General features: G+C 71.8%; 13 protein-coding genes. 4 read left to right on the top strand and 9 right to left on the bottom strand.

The annotated features are described in order from the left end of the window. Window positions 1-148 precede the first annotated feature (148 nt). A complete protein-coding gene (locus tag ACYVAG_RS04975; protein ID WP_460767357.1) occupies window positions 149-769 on the bottom strand; it encodes a helix-turn-helix transcriptional regulator in 621 nt (206 codons plus the stop codon). Between the two features lie 65 nt (window positions 770-834). Between ACYVAG_RS04975 and ACYVAG_RS04970 the strand changes: the two genes are divergently transcribed. Then, window positions 835-1,809, top strand: coding sequence for an endonuclease/exonuclease/phosphatase family protein (locus ACYVAG_RS04970; protein ID WP_460767354.1), 975 nt, complete (start codon window positions 835-837; stop codon window positions 1,807-1,809). 144 nt (window positions 1,810-1,953) lie between these two features. On the opposite strand, the gene leuS is transcribed toward ACYVAG_RS04970, so the two are convergent. Continuing rightward, window positions 1,954-4,449 carry a leucine--tRNA ligase gene (gene leuS, locus ACYVAG_RS04965; protein WP_460767352.1) on the bottom strand — a complete coding sequence of 832 codons (2,496 nt, stop codon included), beginning with the start codon at window positions 4,447-4,449 and terminating at the stop codon, window positions 1,954-1,956. 237 nt (window positions 4,450-4,686) lie between these two features. Between leuS and ACYVAG_RS04960 the strand changes: the two genes are divergently transcribed. Beyond that, window positions 4,687-5,430, top strand: a complete 744-nt coding sequence (locus ACYVAG_RS04960) for a VIT1/CCC1 transporter family protein (protein WP_460767349.1) — start codon at window positions 4,687-4,689, stop codon at window positions 5,428-5,430. Between the two features lie 20 nt (window positions 5,431-5,450). On the opposite strand, the gene ACYVAG_RS04955 is transcribed toward ACYVAG_RS04960, so the two are convergent. The 5 genes from ACYVAG_RS04955 to ACYVAG_RS04935 form a co-directional block, all read right to left on the bottom strand. Next, window positions 5,451-6,407: a carbohydrate kinase family protein gene (locus ACYVAG_RS04955; protein WP_460767345.1), complete on the bottom strand. Its 957-nt coding sequence runs from the start codon at window positions 6,405-6,407 to the stop codon at window positions 5,451-5,453. 9 nt (window positions 6,408-6,416) lie between these two features. Further along, window positions 6,417-7,370 carry a DUF4192 domain-containing protein gene (locus tag ACYVAG_RS04950; RefSeq protein WP_460767342.1) on the bottom strand — a complete coding sequence of 318 codons (954 nt, stop codon included), beginning with the start codon at window positions 7,368-7,370 and terminating at the stop codon, window positions 6,417-6,419. A 107-nt stretch (window positions 7,371-7,477) separates the two neighbouring features. Further along, complete coding sequence (locus ACYVAG_RS04945; protein ID WP_460767339.1) at window positions 7,478-8,629, bottom strand: glycosyltransferase; 1,152 nt, start codon at window positions 8,627-8,629, stop codon at window positions 7,478-7,480. Beyond that, window positions 8,626-9,861: a glycosyltransferase gene (locus ACYVAG_RS04940; RefSeq protein WP_460767336.1), complete on the bottom strand. Its 1,236-nt coding sequence runs from the start codon at window positions 9,859-9,861 to the stop codon at window positions 8,626-8,628. The genes ACYVAG_RS04945 and ACYVAG_RS04940 overlap by 4 nt, the downstream gene beginning before the upstream one ends. Next, window positions 9,858-10,793, bottom strand: coding sequence for a DMT family protein (locus ACYVAG_RS04935; protein ID WP_460767334.1), 936 nt, complete (start codon window positions 10,791-10,793; stop codon window positions 9,858-9,860). The genes ACYVAG_RS04940 and ACYVAG_RS04935 overlap by 4 nt, the downstream gene beginning before the upstream one ends. Before the next feature lie 183 nt (window positions 10,794-10,976). Here ACYVAG_RS04935 and ACYVAG_RS04930 point away from each other — a divergent pair, with 183 nt between their 5' ends. Further along, on the top strand, window positions 10,977-11,501 hold the full coding sequence (locus ACYVAG_RS04930; protein WP_460767331.1) for a PH domain-containing protein: 525 nt from the start codon (window positions 10,977-10,979) through the stop codon (window positions 11,499-11,501). Here ACYVAG_RS04930 and ACYVAG_RS04925 read toward each other — a convergent pair. Next, on the bottom strand, window positions 11,492-12,745 hold the full coding sequence (locus ACYVAG_RS04925) for a peptidoglycan-binding protein (RefSeq protein WP_460767329.1): 1,254 nt from the start codon (window positions 12,743-12,745) through the stop codon (window positions 11,492-11,494). The genes ACYVAG_RS04930 and ACYVAG_RS04925 overlap by 10 nt on opposite strands. Window positions 12,746-12,980: 235 nt before the next feature. Here ACYVAG_RS04925 and ACYVAG_RS04920 point away from each other — a divergent pair, with 235 nt between their 5' ends. Beyond that, complete coding sequence (locus ACYVAG_RS04920; protein WP_460767326.1) at window positions 12,981-13,505, top strand: DUF1707 SHOCT-like domain-containing protein; 525 nt, start codon at window positions 12,981-12,983, stop codon at window positions 13,503-13,505. On the opposite strand, the gene ACYVAG_RS04915 is transcribed toward ACYVAG_RS04920, so the two are convergent. Next, on the bottom strand, window positions 13,408-14,301 hold the full coding sequence (locus tag ACYVAG_RS04915) for a 3-methyladenine DNA glycosylase (protein WP_460767324.1): 894 nt from the start codon (window positions 14,299-14,301) through the stop codon (window positions 13,408-13,410). The two genes, ACYVAG_RS04920 and ACYVAG_RS04915, sit on opposite strands and share 98 nt — an antisense overlap. Between the last annotated feature and the right edge of the window lie 7 nt (window positions 14,302-14,308).

Here is a 14,308-nt window from a genome sequence, read left to right as displayed (position 1 = left end):
AAGCCCAGTGGCGTGGCGTTGGCTGAGCGAGGCCGCCTGCGGCCGAGTCGAAGCCCAGTGGCTTCGACTCCTTCGTCGCTCAGCCAGCGTTGGGCTCCTCGACTCGCTGGCGCTCGCGCGGAGAACGTGGAGGCGCGCTCGGAGAACGTCAGTCCTTCGGCAGGTGCACCATGCAGCCGCCCGGCACGAACGGCTCGATGTCGGCGTCCTCGCCCGCGAGCTCCTTCAGCAGGCCCAGGTGCACGTTGCAGACGACCTCCGGGTTCCGGCGCGCCGACGACAGCAGCGGGCACTGGGTGAGGCGTACGCCCTCCTCGTCGTGCACCGGCCTGAAACCCATGCCTGCAAGGGCTTTCACGGGCTCCGCCTCCGGGAGCGTACGCCCCCACGCGCGGCCCGCCTCGATGGCCTCGCCGCGCGGGTCGTCCGACGTGCGCCGGATGTGTCCGGCCAGCGCGTCGACCAGCGACACGTATTCGCGCGTGCCGTGCAGCGGCTCCGCGTCCTCGAGCACCGCGTACGTGATGGCCGGGCGCCCGCGCCCGATCGGCTTCGCGCTCTCGCGCCCGACCATGCCGAACTCGGTCAACGCCTCGAGGTGCTCGCGCACCGTGTTGGCGTGCTGGCCGCTGCTCGCGGCGATCTCCTTGACGGTGACGGGCCGCGCCGCGTCGACCAGGTAGGCCAGAATGGCCGCCCGCGCGCTCGACAACCGCGTCGCCGGATCGGCGACCGGCTGGGGCCCGAGCACGGGCTCAATGTTTTCCACGAATCCAGTGTAGTTAATCGATCACGGATTCGGGAAGAGGTCCGCGACCACGCATACTGGAGCGCGTGACCCGCCGCTCCGCCCTGATCGCCCTGCTCGTCGTCCTGGCCGTGCTGGTCGCACTCCCCTCCGCCGTCGCGACCGCGCTCGGAATGATTCCCCGGCTGCAGGTCCTCCACATCAGGTTGGCCCAGGCGTCGTCGTTCCTCCACTACGGCGGGCTGGGCTGGCTCGTCGCACTCGGCCTCGGCGGCGCCGCCTGGGTGCTCACCCGGCGCCGGGCCCTCCTGCTCGTCGTCGTGCCCGCGCTCGCCGGCGTTCTGTTGCACGCAAGCTGGGTCGCGCCCTACTACTACCCCAACCCCCAGCCGGCGCGCGCGCCGCTCGGCGTGACGGTCCTCAACGTCGAGTTCGGCAATGCCGACGGCGAGACCCTGGCCCGACGGCTCGCCGGGTCCGACGTGGTCGCACTGCTCGAGGCCACGCCCGAGACGATCACCGCCCTGACGAAGGCTGGGATGGACAACCGTTTCCCCCACCGCGTCGGCCGTGGCGCCCCGGGCGTCGCCGGGACCGTCGTCTACAGCCGCCTGCCGCTGACCGACCTCGGCCAGGGTCCGACCACCCTGGAGTCACGGCTGGTGCGCGTCCAGACGCCCGGGGGGCCGGTCCTGGTCGCAGCCGTACACCCCATCAATCCCATGTCTGGCCCAGGCCCCTGGGCCGTTGACGCCGCGCTCATGCACGACTGGCTCCGGCCCCACCTGGGCTCCGACCTCATCGTCGGCGGCGACTTCAACGCCATCGACCGCCACATCACGATGAAGCCGTTCTGGGACGCGGGCCTGCGCAGCACGGCCGACATCACGGGCGCCGGGTTCCAGCGGACGTGGCCGATGAACCGGAAGTTCCTCCCGGCGCTGATCGGCATCGACCACATCCTCGTGTCGCCGCGACTCACCGCCGAGCGCCACGAGGTGTTGCGGTTCGATGACACCGACCACGCCGGCGTGCGCGCGACGGTGGCGTTCGCTCGGTAGCTTCGACTCCTCCGTTGCTCAGCCAGCGCTTCGACTCCTCCGTCGCTCAGCCAGCGCTTCGACTCCTCCGTCGCTCAGCCAGCGCTTCGACTCCTCGTCTCGCTGGCGCTCGCTCGGAGAGCGTAGGTCGTCGCTCAGCCAGCGTCAGGCCGGGACGATGCTGACCAGCTTCGGCGCCCGCACGATCACCTGGCGGATGTCGCGCCCGTTCAGCGCCCGCTGTACGCCGGGGTTGGCCAGCGCCAGCTCGCGCAGCTCGTCCGCGGTGGCCGACGGCGACACGTCGAGCTTCGCCCGCACCTTGCCCTGCACCTGCACGACGCAGGTGACCGACTCGGCCACGAGGAGCGCCGGGTCGACGCTCGGCCACTGGGCGTTCGCCACCGACGGCGCGCCGCCCAGGACCTCCCACATCTCCTCGGCCGCGTACGGCGCGACCAGCGACAGCATGACCGTCAGGGCCTCAGCGGCCTCGCGTACGGCCGGGTCACCCGCGCCGCAGCCCGAGTCGATGGCCTTGCGCGTGGCGTTGACCAGCTCCATCAGCTTCGCGACGACGACGTTGAAGCGATAGGAGTCGAGCAGCTCGGTGGTGTCGGCGACCGTGCGGTGGGTGACGCGGCGCAGGGCCAGATCGCCGTCGGAGAAGGAGATCCCCGGCTCCGAGGTGACATCGCACGCGACGCGATAGGCGCGCTGCAGGAACTTCAGCGTCGAGCCGGGCGAGACGTCGGCCCAGTCGATGTCCTCCTCCGGCGGGCCGGCGAACACCACCGTGGTGCGGATCGCGTCGACGCCGTAGAGGTCGATCTGCTCGCCCAGGTCGACGCCGTTGCCGAGCGACTTCGACATCGACTTGCCCTCGTTGATGACCTGGCCCTGGTTCAGCAGGCGCTTCATCGGCTCGTCGAACTCGACCATGCCCATGTCGTGCAGCACCTTGGTGAAGAAGCGCATGTAGAGCAGGTGGAGGATCGCGTGCTCGACGCCGCCGACGTATTGGTCGGTCGGCATCCATCGGGCCACGTCGGCCGGGTCGAACGGCCCGCCCTCGAAGCCCGGGGAGCAATAGCGGAAGTAATACCAGGACGAGTCGACGAACGTGTCCATCGTGTCGGTGTCGCGCTCGGCCGCGCCGCCACACGTCGGGCAGGCCACCTGGCGCCACTCGGCGGCGTCGGGACCGGCCAGCGGTGACGTGCCCTTGGGCGCCAGCGCCGCGCCGCGCAGGTCGGGCAGCTCCACCGGCAGCTGGTCGTCGGGCACCGGCACCTCGCCGCACGACGGGCAGTGGATGATCGGGATCGGGCAGCCCCAGAAGCGCTGGCGGCTCAGCAGCCAGTCGCGCAGGCGGAACGTGATCGCGCCCTTTCCGGTGCCGCGCTCCTCCAGCACCCCGATGATGCGGGACACGCCGGATTCCTTGTCGGCAAGACCATCCAGTGCACCCGAGTTCACGTACGCGCCGTCGCCCGCCGTCGCCACGCCGGTCTCGGCCGGGTCGCCCTCGCCGGTGTCGACGACCATGCGTACGGGCAGGTCGTAGGCCTTCGCGAACTCCAGGTCGCGCGCGTCGTGGGCGGGCACGGCCATGACCGCGCCGGTGCCGTAGTCGGCCAGGACGTAGTCGGCCGCGTACACCGGGATCTTCTCGCCGGAGACGGGATTGGTCGCGTACGCGCCCAGGAACACGCCGGTCTTGGGGCGCTCGGTCGACTGGCGCTCGATCTCGGTGGCCTGCTTGGTGCGCTCGACGTAGGCCCGGAACTCGGCGCGCTGCTCGTCGGTGACGATCGCGGCGGCCAGCGCGGCCTCGGGTGCGACGACCATGAAGGTCGCGCCGAACAGCGTGTCGGGGCGCGTGGTGAACACCGTGACGGGCTCGTCCAGGCCGTCGACGACGAAGTCGACGTGGGCGCCCTCGGAGCGACCGATCCAGTTGCGCTGCATCGCCAGCACGCGGTCGGGCCACGCGCCCTCGAGCTGCTTCATGTCATCGAGCAGGCGGTCGGCATAGTCGGTGATCTTGAAATACCACTGGTTCAGCTGGCGCTTGGTCACCGCGGCGCCGCAGCGCTCGCACGCGCCCGCGACGACCTGCTCGTTGGCCAGCACGGTCTGGTCGTTGGGGCACCAGTTGACGAACGAGTTCTTCCGGTACGCCAGCCCCCGCTCGTGGAAGCGCGTGAACAGCCACTGGGTCCAGCGGTAGTAGTCGGGGTCGGACGTGTGCAGGCGCCGGCTCCAGTCGAGCGACAGCCCATAGCGCTTGAACGAGTTCGCCTGGGTCTCGATGTTCGCGTACGTCCATTCCGCCGGGTGGGCGTTGCGCTTGATCGCCGCGTTCTCGGCGGGCAGGCCGAACGAGTCCCAACCGATCGGGTGCATCACGTCGAAGCCGCGCAGGCGCCAGTAGCGCGCGACGACATCGCCCATGACGAACGCCTCGGCGTGGCCCATGTGGAGGTCGCCCGAGGGGTAGGGGAACATGTCGAGCACATAACGGCGCTCGCGAGAGCCGTCGTCGAGCGGCGCGAACGTCTGGTCGGTCTCCCAGAACGACTGCCACCGCTCCTGGGCCGCTGCGGCGTCGTAGGCGCGCGGCTCGCGCCCGTGCTCGGTCGGTGCCTGCTGGCTCACGTTCTCTCCCTGTCGCAATACGTCAGGCCCGGACGGTCGGCTCCGGGCCCAGTGGCGGAGTCTATCGGTTCTGTACGCGGGGTTCGCGCGCATTCCGAGGCCCCCGTGACCACGCTGGCTGAGCGAGCGCAGCACCCACATCACCACGCTGGCTGAGCGAGCGCAGCGAGTCGAAGCCCCGCATAGGCCTGCCTGACCTTGCTTGTGGCCCCCGCCCCACGGGCGCATCGTTGTCCCATGACCAGCAGCCGAGATGTCACCACCGCCGACCTCGCCGAACACGTGGCCGAGGAGCCCGCCGGCGACCTCGGAGCGAAGCTCAACTGGCTGCGCGCCGGCGCGCTCGGCGCCAACGACGGCATCATCTCGACCGCCGGGCTGGTCGTCGGCGTGGCCGGCGCCGCCGCGTCGCGCGAGCAGATCCTCGTGGCCGGGCTCGCCGGGCTGGTGGCCGGATCGCTGTCGATGGCGGGCGGGGAATACATGTCGGTGTCGACCCAGAAGGACACCGAGCTCGCCGTGCTGGAGAAGGAGCGCCGCGAACTCGCCACCATGCCGGACGAGGAGCTCGCCGAGCTGACCGCGATCTATGAGGCCAAAGGGCTGTCGCCCCGCGTCGCGGCCGAGGTCGCGCGAGAGCTGACCGCCCACGACGCACTCGCCGCCCACGCCGAGGCCGAGCTCGGCATCTCGTCGACCGATCACACGAGCCCGTGGCAGGCGGCGTGGGCGTCGCTGATCGCCTTCGCCCTCGGCGCGCTGCTGCCCCTGCTCGCGATGGCACTGACGCCCGGACCCTCCCGGGTCGTCGTCACCTTCGTCGCGGTGCTGGCCGCCCTGGTGCTCACCGGCCTGGTCACCGCGCGCCTCGGCGGCGCCGGACGCGCCCGGCCCGTGGTGCGGAACCTCATCGTCGGCACGCTGACGATGGGGCTGACGTTCGTCATCGGCAACCTCGGCCAGGCGGTCACGGGCGGTTGAGGGTCACCGGCGGCTGAGGGTCACGGGCGGGTGAGCGCGGCCTCCAGCTCGCCCCGCGTCGGTGGCTGCGGCCCCTGGCGCGTGCACACCAGGGCCGACGCGGCGATGCCGCGGTCGAGCGCGTCCTCCAGTGAAGCGTCGTTGGCGTACGACGCCAGGAATCCCGCCATGAACGTGTCTCCCGCGCCGACGGTGTCGACCACCTCGACCGTACGCCCGGGCCGGCGTACGACCCGCTCCCCCGCCGCCGCGGCCGCCCCGTCGGATCCGAGCGTGACCACCGACACCGCCGCGCCGACCTCGTCGCCCCAGCCAGCCAGCACCTCGACCGGATCGCCGTCCACCCCGGCACCGCGCGCGAGGAAGGCGACGTCGTCGTCGGAGGCCTTGAGCACGCCGCCGTGTTCCCCCACCGTCTCGAGCCACGGCCGCACGGTCTCCCAATAGACCCCCGGGTCGGCGATGACCGTCGGCCGCACGTTGATGTCGAGCGACACCCGCGCGGCGGTCGACCGCACCCACTCCAACAGCACGGGCGCGGCCGGCTCGACGATCGTCGCCAACGATCCGATGTGGAGCCAGTCGTCCTCGCCGAGCTCGGGCAGCTCGTCGCGCGTCCACCCGAAGTTGGCGGTGTTCGCGAAGTGGAAGGCATAGCTGGCCTTCTGGTTCTCGTCGAGGCTGACCGCCGCCAGCGAGGTCGGGTCGTCGGTGACGACCGCCAGCTCGAGCCCGACGGCGTTCGCCACGAGGTGGGACTGCAACTGGCGGCCGAAACGGTCGGTCGACAGCCGGCCACAGAACTCGACCCGCTCCCCCAGCCGCGCCAGGCCGACGGCCGTGTTCATGGGGCCGCCGGCCGACAGGGCCTCCCACGTGGTGCGGAAGGTGGAGGTCGCGGGCGTGCCAAACAGGTCGACGCGCTCGACCGGGGCCAGGTCGATCAGGGCCTCACCGCACACCACGAATCGTTGCATGGCGGCAAACTACGCCAACTCCTTCAGCTGGGCGCACAGGGAGTCCCACTCGTGGGGCGGCACCCCGGCGTCGCTGATGTCCTGGAGGATCGCCAGCAGCGAGAAGTCGGGCTCGGCCCTCTCGGCGCGCTCGATGCACACGTTCATCAGTGCCCCGTCGCCCGACGCCCACGCCGCGACACCCGCCAGACACACCGGGGGCACGTCGAACGGCGCGGCCGAACCACGCGCCACCTGGCTCCACAGGTCGACGTGGTCCTCGGCGTCGCGCCGCCGGATGCGCGTCAGGGCGATGTCACGCACCTGCGGGTCACGGACCAGCATCGAGAGCTCGGCACACTCGACGGGCTCGAGCAGCCGGGGCCGGGCCAGCCAGTCCTCGAGCACCAGCGCGAGCCGGTCGCGACGCTCCTCGGCCGCCCCCTCCGCGAGCGCCGGACCCTCCACCTCCTCATAGGCCCGCGTGACCACCTCGAGCGCCTCGCCGTCGGGCTCGCGCACGAGGTCGTGCAGATCGGCACGCGTGCCGGAGATGCGCAGCCCCGCCATGACGGCGGCCGCGGCGGCGGCAGACGTGGTGGGGTCGAACGGGGTGCCCCAGTGGTCGTCGCAGTAGGGATCGAGGCACCAGAAGTGGCCCTCATCGACCCGCCAGCCCTCGAGCACGTCGATCGCGGGGGCGACGAGGTTGCAGAACAGGTCGACGAGGTCGAGGGTCTGGTCGTGGTCGGAGGCGTAGGCCACCAGCACCAGGTGGTCGGCGCCGTTCTGGCGGGCGATGGCGCCGACGCGGGGCGCGTCGAACAGCGCCTGGGCGTCTAGGTCGAGGCGGGCGGTGAAGACGACCCGCGAGTCGGCGACAGCCACGACGACCAGGGATTGCTCGGGGTGGAACCCCAGCAGGTAGGGGATCAGCGAGAACAGCTCGGCGGGCTCACCCGCGCGTACGACCGAAGGATTCATGGCCGAAAGATGGCGGCGGAATCGTCCGACGGGTCACCTCGGGAGCCCGCCTGTGGATGACGCTTCGGGGTGGTCCGTGCCTGTGGACAACTTCGGCGCGGGACGCGTCAGCGGCGCGCGACCAGCCCTCGATAGATCTCCTCGAACGTGTCGATCGTCGCGCCCAGCGCGTGCTGGCTGACCATCTCGCGGCTGACCGCCCCCATGCGGCGACGCAACTCGGCGTCGCGCAGCAGCGTCTCGAGGTGACCGGCCAGCCCGTCGATGTCGGTCGGCTCGAACAGGAACCCGTTCTCCCCCTCGCGCACCAGGTGGGGCAGGGCCATCGCGTTCGCCAGCACGACCGGCATGCTCGCCGACATCGCCTCCAGCGTGACGAGGCTCTGCAGGTCGGCCACGCTCGGCATGCAGAAGATGTCGGAGCGGCCGTAGGTCGCGTACAGCTCCTCGTCGCTGATGAAGCCGCGGAACGTGACACGGTCGGTGACACCGAGCCTCTCCGCGAGCTCGCGCCACGGCTGGGCCATCGATCCGCTGCCGACGATCTCGCAGCGTCCCGGCAGGTCCTTCGGCAGCCGCGCGAACGCCTCGATCAACTCGTTGACGCGCTTCTCCTGGTCGAGTCGGCCGACGAACAGCACGACCGGTTCCTCGCCGTGGACCGCCGACTTCGCCGCCGTCTCGTAGGTGTCGATGTCGACGCCGTTCGACACCGGGATCGCCGGCAGCCCCGTCGCCTCGGTGAGCAGCTCGACCGCGCGCGGTGTCGGCGAGGTCAACACGTCGGCCAACTTGAACACGCGGCGCACGTCCCACCACAGCAGCCGGGCGCCGTGCTCGCGCCACGCCACCGGCAGGGGCACGTGGTCCCAGAAGTTCGACGGCACGAGGTGGTTGGTCGCGACCACCGGGATGCCGCGCTTGCGGGCGGCCACCACGAGCCGGCCTGCGAGCAGGAAGTGGTCCTGGACGTGCACGACATCGGGCTTCACCTCGTCCATGACGCGGCCTGCGGTGACGTCGGTGGAGCCGGGGATGCAGAGCGGGAACGTCTTGTACGCCGGCCACGCCACCGACCGCACGTGGTGGAGGGTGAGGCCGTCGGGGTCGACCATGCGTCCCGGACGGCCGTTCGGCGAGGGGCACACGACGTGCACCTCGTTGCCCCGCCGGGCCAGGGCCACCGCGAGCCGGTGGCTCGACTGGGCCGCGCCGTTGACGGTGGGCGGGTAGGTGTCCGTGCCGATCAGGATCTTCATGGGGTTCTCTCGGTTGCCGTACGGGGGGTGGTCAGGTGGGTCTGCGTACGCGCGGCCCGCGCGTACACCTCGGAGATGCCTGCGACGAACGCGTCCACGCCGAACATGGGGCGTACGTCCATCGCCGCGGCCGACGCGGCGAGGACCGGAGCGGGGTCGCCGGCGAGCGCGACGAGCCGGTCGCGCAGGACGGAGTCGGGGCCGAAGGCAGGGATGCCGGCGCGGTCGAGTCCCTCGGTGAGGACAGGATCGCAATAGACGCCGCCGCGCCCGGCCATGATCGACTCGGCGACCGTCATGGGCTGGTTGTCCCAGCCGACGGAGCTGAGGGCCGTGACATGGCTGCGCGCCAGCCAGAGCGGGACGTCGGCGTGGGGCTGGCGGCCGTGGAGGGTGATGCCGGGGCCTGCGGCGAGGCGGCCGGCCTCGGCGAACTCGGGACCTGATCCGATCAGGTCGACCCGCAGGCGATCGGGGCCGGCCGCGTCGACGGCCGCGCGGGCCGCGCGCACGAACGGGAGCACGCGCTTCTCGGCGGCGAACCGTCCGATCCAGAGCACGCGCAGGGGGCCGTCGATGGCGGTCACCGGAGCGGCGTCGGGGTTGTCCGCGACGGTGTTGGGCAGGGCGGAGACGCGGGCGAGGCCCGCGTCGCGCAGGCGCTCGGCCTGGTGGGCCGACGGCGACACGACCTGGTCGACACGGCGCGCGACGGCCAGCGTCATGTTGCGCAGGGCGGAGTCGCCGGGGCGTTCGGCCAGGCGTACGCCGCGGTGGGCGATGCCGGTGACGCCGCGGTGGAGCACCGGGCCGAGGAGCTGGGCGGGACGCTGCATCGTCGGACCCGCGGCCCAGAAGAAGGTGTGCACGGTCTGGATCACCGGCAGGCCGAGCGTACGCGCCGCAGCGATGGCCGCCGCGGCGAGACCGAACTCGGAGTGGAGGTGGACCACCTCGGTGCCGTGGTCGCGGAAGGCCGCGACGAGGCGGGCGCGCAGGCGGGGGGTGTTCACGATGACCGGGAAGCCCAACGAGTCGACAGTCGCGAGCGCGCGGATCGGGAGGGTGCGCACGCCGAGCTTCGTGAGCCTGTCGCTCGGTGGGCCCACGGCCAGCACCTCGGTGTGGGTCGCGAGGGCGCGGGCCTGGTCGTGGTATGCGTTCTCGGCCCCGCCCAGTGTGGCGAGGCTGTAGTCGCTCACCAGCGCGACCCGCGGCAGGGAGGGGGTCATGCCCGGGACGGCTCCCGGGCAGCGGCGGCGGCCTCGCGTCGCTGCAACACCTCGGGGTGATATTTCGACAGGACCAGCGCACCGGCGACCGCGAGCGCGGCCGCGGCGACCATGCCGAGGTAGGCCCACCACGGGATGGTGACGCCCTCGCCGAGCACGAGGATGCCGAACAGCACCGCGACCACCGGGTCGACGGTCGTCAGCGAGGCGACGACGATCTCCGCGTGGCCCACGGCGTGGGCCTGCTGGATGAACCAGCCACCCACCGCGTACGTCGCGATGATGCCGACCACGGGCAGCAGTACGCCGACCGACAGGATCGGGTGGCCGGCCTCCAAATATTTGAACATCGTCTTCATCAGCGCCGAGGCGAGCCCGTAGAGAATCGCTCCTCCCGACGCGAGCGCCACGCAGCGGAAGGCCGCGGGCGCCTTCTGGCCGAAGAGGGCGAGCGCGAGTCCGGCGACGGCAACGCCGATCGCGCTGACGACGATCAGGGTGGGCCGCAGCTCGCTGTGCTCGCTCGCGAACCGGGCGGACAGGAGCGTGAAGGCCACGATGCCGACGACGGTCATGGCGACGCCGGCCCAGACACCGGAGTTGTTGCGATAGCCGTGGATGCGGCTCGAGAGGAGCACCGACCAGGCAACGGCCAGGATGCCTACCGGCTGGATCACCGTGACCGGAGCCATGTTCAGCGCGACGAGGTGAAGGGCGGCTCCGAGGCCGATGAGGGCCGTCGATCCCAGCCACCGCGGGTTCCGCAGCAGCGACACGACCTGGCCGAACGACATCGCCTGGTCGTTCCTGCTGGCGTCCTCGGCGGAGCCCTTGGCGTGACCGACCGCGGAGAACTGGCCGACCGCACCGAGCGCGAAACACACCGATGCGATCACGACCAGCCCGATGGCCAGCGGGATGTTGTTCGACAAGTCGCTCCCCTCACAGGTCGGCGCGCGGGGTTCGGCGCCCACGGGGAGTCTAGCGACGGAGGTGCCTCTCGCCGGGTGAGCGAACCCGGGCAGGGCCCTGATTCATCCCCCGGTCGTACGCCGGGGCGCGGCTATGTTGGGTGAGTGAGCCAACGCGAGCCTGCTCCCCCGCCACCTCGGCCGGTGGCACCCCGGTCAGAGGGCCCCACAATCCTGTATCGGGTTCGCCTCGCCCCGTGGTTCCGCGCCTATGTCGGCGCTATTTCCGCGGTCGTCGTCGGGATGTTCGGGTGGGGTCTGGTGCGCACGGTGACCGGCGGCCAGGGACAGGTTCCCGTGGTGGCGGCGCTGTGCGTGGCAGGCATGCTGGCTGGCGCGGCTCCCGCAGTCATGGGACTGCGCATGGCCTTCACCGTCACCACCGACGGCCTCGAGGTCGCGACGGCGACCCGCACCCGCCGCATTCCCTGGCCTGAGGTGGGCGTCATCCGGATCAGCCGCGCGACCTTCAGCCGCGGCGCGACCGAGGTCGTCACGAAGGACGGCCGCAGCATCGTGGTCCACCTCACGGCGGCTCGCGCCGCGATCCGGCGAGGTGAGCGCACCTCAGACCACGGCCACGACCTGCTGCAGCCCTCACGGCCCACCCGTGCGGCGATGGACGCCCACACACGCCATCTGCGGGGCGAGTTCGGCGGTCAGCGGTAGACGATCACCTTGTCGCCCTCGTTGACCTGGCCGAACAGCCAGGCCACGCCCGCCCGGTCGCGCACGTTCACGCATCCGTGGGAGCCGCCGTTGTAGCCGCGCGCAGCGAAGTCGGCCGAGTAGTGCACGGCCTGGCCGCCGGAGAAGAACATCGCGTAGGGCATCGGCGTCTTGTAGATCGTCGAGATGTGGTCGCGCGACTTCCAGCCGACGTTGAACGAGCCCTCGCGCGTCGGCATCTCGTCGGTGCCGAAGCGGACGGCCAGGGTCTGCTTGACCTCGCCGTTGACCATCCAACGGAGCTTGTTCTGGGCCTTCGAGATGCACAGGACGCGGCCGGTCATGCAGCGCGGGTCGATGCCGGCGGGCACGGCGGGCTTGGCCGCGGGAGGCCCGGCCGGCGTGGTCGCCGGGGCGGGCCTGGGCTCGAGGCCGAGGTCGGCCCTGGACGGGGTCTTCGTCATCGCGACGAGCTTGTCGAGGGTGGCCTGGTCGACCTCGCCGGTCGTGGGGAGCCCGCGCTTGGACTGGAACTCCGTGACCGACCGGGCGGTCTCGGACCCGTAGTTGCCGGTGGCCTGGCCCTCGAACCAGCCGAGCTGGGCGAGTCTGGCCTGGAGGTCGCGCACGCGGTCGCCGGTGGCACCGCGGCCGAGCAGGGCCGGGCCGGCGACCGGACGGTCGGCGAGCTCCGCGGCCGAGGGCGTACGCGTCATCGCCCGCAACGCGTCAAGGGTGCCCCTGTCGATCGCGCCGGTGGGGACGAGCCCGCGCTTGCCCTGGAAACCCTCTACGGCCGCGGCGGTGCTGGCGTCGAAGCGACCGGTGATCTCTCCCTCGAACCAGTCGAGCTGCTTCAGGCGGGCCTGAACCTCACGGACCTGGTCTCCGCTGGTGCCGCGGGCGAAGAGGACGGGACCCGCGACGGGCCGCGGGGCCGTGGAGGTGGGCGCCTGGGTCGGTGCCGACGTCGGGTCGGGGGCGGCGGAACGCCGAGGCAGCTGGGGCGTCTGGGGCGCCGGAGTTCCGGCCGCCTCGGGCGTGGGAATGCTGCCGGCCTGTGGCGTGGGTTCCGGTGTCGACACCTCGGCGGTCGCGGCGGGGGCGGGCTCCGGGGCGGGGGCCGCCGACGGTGTCTCCCACGGCACGGTCGGCACGGCCTGCAGCCCCGGGCGGGCACAGCCGGCCAGGGTGAGGCTCGCGGCGGCGAGGGAGATGACGACGGCACTGCGGGGCGCAAGCATGGATGGTCCTTCGTTGTCGGGGGAAGACGACCGGGACAGGCTAACGGGGTGGTCAGGGACGCGGTCGGCGACGCGCGGGACCGCGACCGAACCGTGATTTCCGTCGGGCCAGCGACCGAGCGCCGGATGGTGGCGGCTGCGACCGTGGTCCCCTCCATGATCCCTGCCTACGACCCCCGTCCTGCAGGTGCTCAGGATCCTGTCGAAACGCCCCGGGCCTGCCAAGAATGACTGCATGGACACCACACCCACCGCAGCGCTGCCGATGGACCTGGCGCCGACCGAGACGCGAGACCCGACGACGACGCCCACGGGCCCGCACCTCCGCGTCGGCGACGACGAACGATCCGCCGTCTGCGAGATGCTCGCGGCCAACTTCACGCTGGGCCGCCTGACACCCGATGACCTCGACGAACGCCTGGCCCGCGCGCTCAACGCGACCAGGCGGGCAGACCTCGACGAGCTCATCGACGACCTGCCGCCGCTGCCGCCGGCCCCGGTCGCGCCACCGCAGTCCCCGCTGCGCACGATGTTCGAGGCCGCCGGGGTCCTGTCGGCGCTGGGGGCCATGGGCATCGTCGGTCTGATGATCGTGGGCAGCCTGTTCCTGGGGGTGGGCGTCTGGTTCTTCACCCTGGTGGGCGGCACCCTGACGGCCTATTTCACTGCAGTCCTGACCCGTTCCTACTACCGCTCGCACCCGCCACAGGGCGCACCGCGTCCAGGAGGGCCACGCGCAGCGGGCGGGCCCGCTCGCTGAACTCGCGCTGCTGGCGCACATAGTCGGCGCGCCCCTGTGGCGTCTCGACGGCGACCGGGGTGTGGCCGAGCGACGACACGTCGTAGGCGCTCGCCCGCATGTCCAGCACCCGGATCTCCCGGGCGAGTTCGAAGCAGTCCACGACGAGCTCCGACGACACGAGCGGGCTGAGCTTGTAGGCCGACCGATAGAGGTCCATCCCGACGTGCAGGCAGCCCGGCTGGTCCAGCTCCAACTGGTTGTCGCGCGTGGGAGCGTACGCGTTGGCGGGCCGCGCCCGCTCGGTGAAGAAGCGGTACGCGTCCACATGGGTGCAGCGCAGACCGCGCTCGGCGACGATGTCGGCGGTGCGCTCGGGGCTGAACCTCAGGCCCAGTTGGGGATGTCGGGTCTGTTCGGGGCGGTGGCCGAGCACCATCGCCCACTCGTGCATGCCGAAGCAGCCGAACGACGGGGCGCGGTCGAGCGTGGCCTCGAGCAGCGCGACGACGCTGCGGACGGTGTTCCCGCGGCGGTCCATGATCGCGTCGACGTCGACCTCGAGACCATCGGGCGTACGCCGCCACTCGCGCGGCGTGCCGAGTTCGTCGGCGTCGGCGAGGACGACGCCGTGGCCGGGCGACCACCGCCGCAGGTGGGCGGGGCGATGGGAGTAGTACTCGAACAGGAAGTCCTCGATCGGGTGCTTCTCGCCGCGTGCCGCGCGCTCGCGGTGGCCCGCGATCACCGCGTCGACGCGGGCCTCGTGGGCGGCGCGGCGGGCGCGCCAGGCGGGGGCGTCGAGGATCGTGGACATCGGAGGG

The sequence above is a fragment of the Mariniluteicoccus flavus genome (genome assembly GCF_054776655.1).
This window is presented reverse-complemented; position numbering and strand designations above follow the sequence as displayed.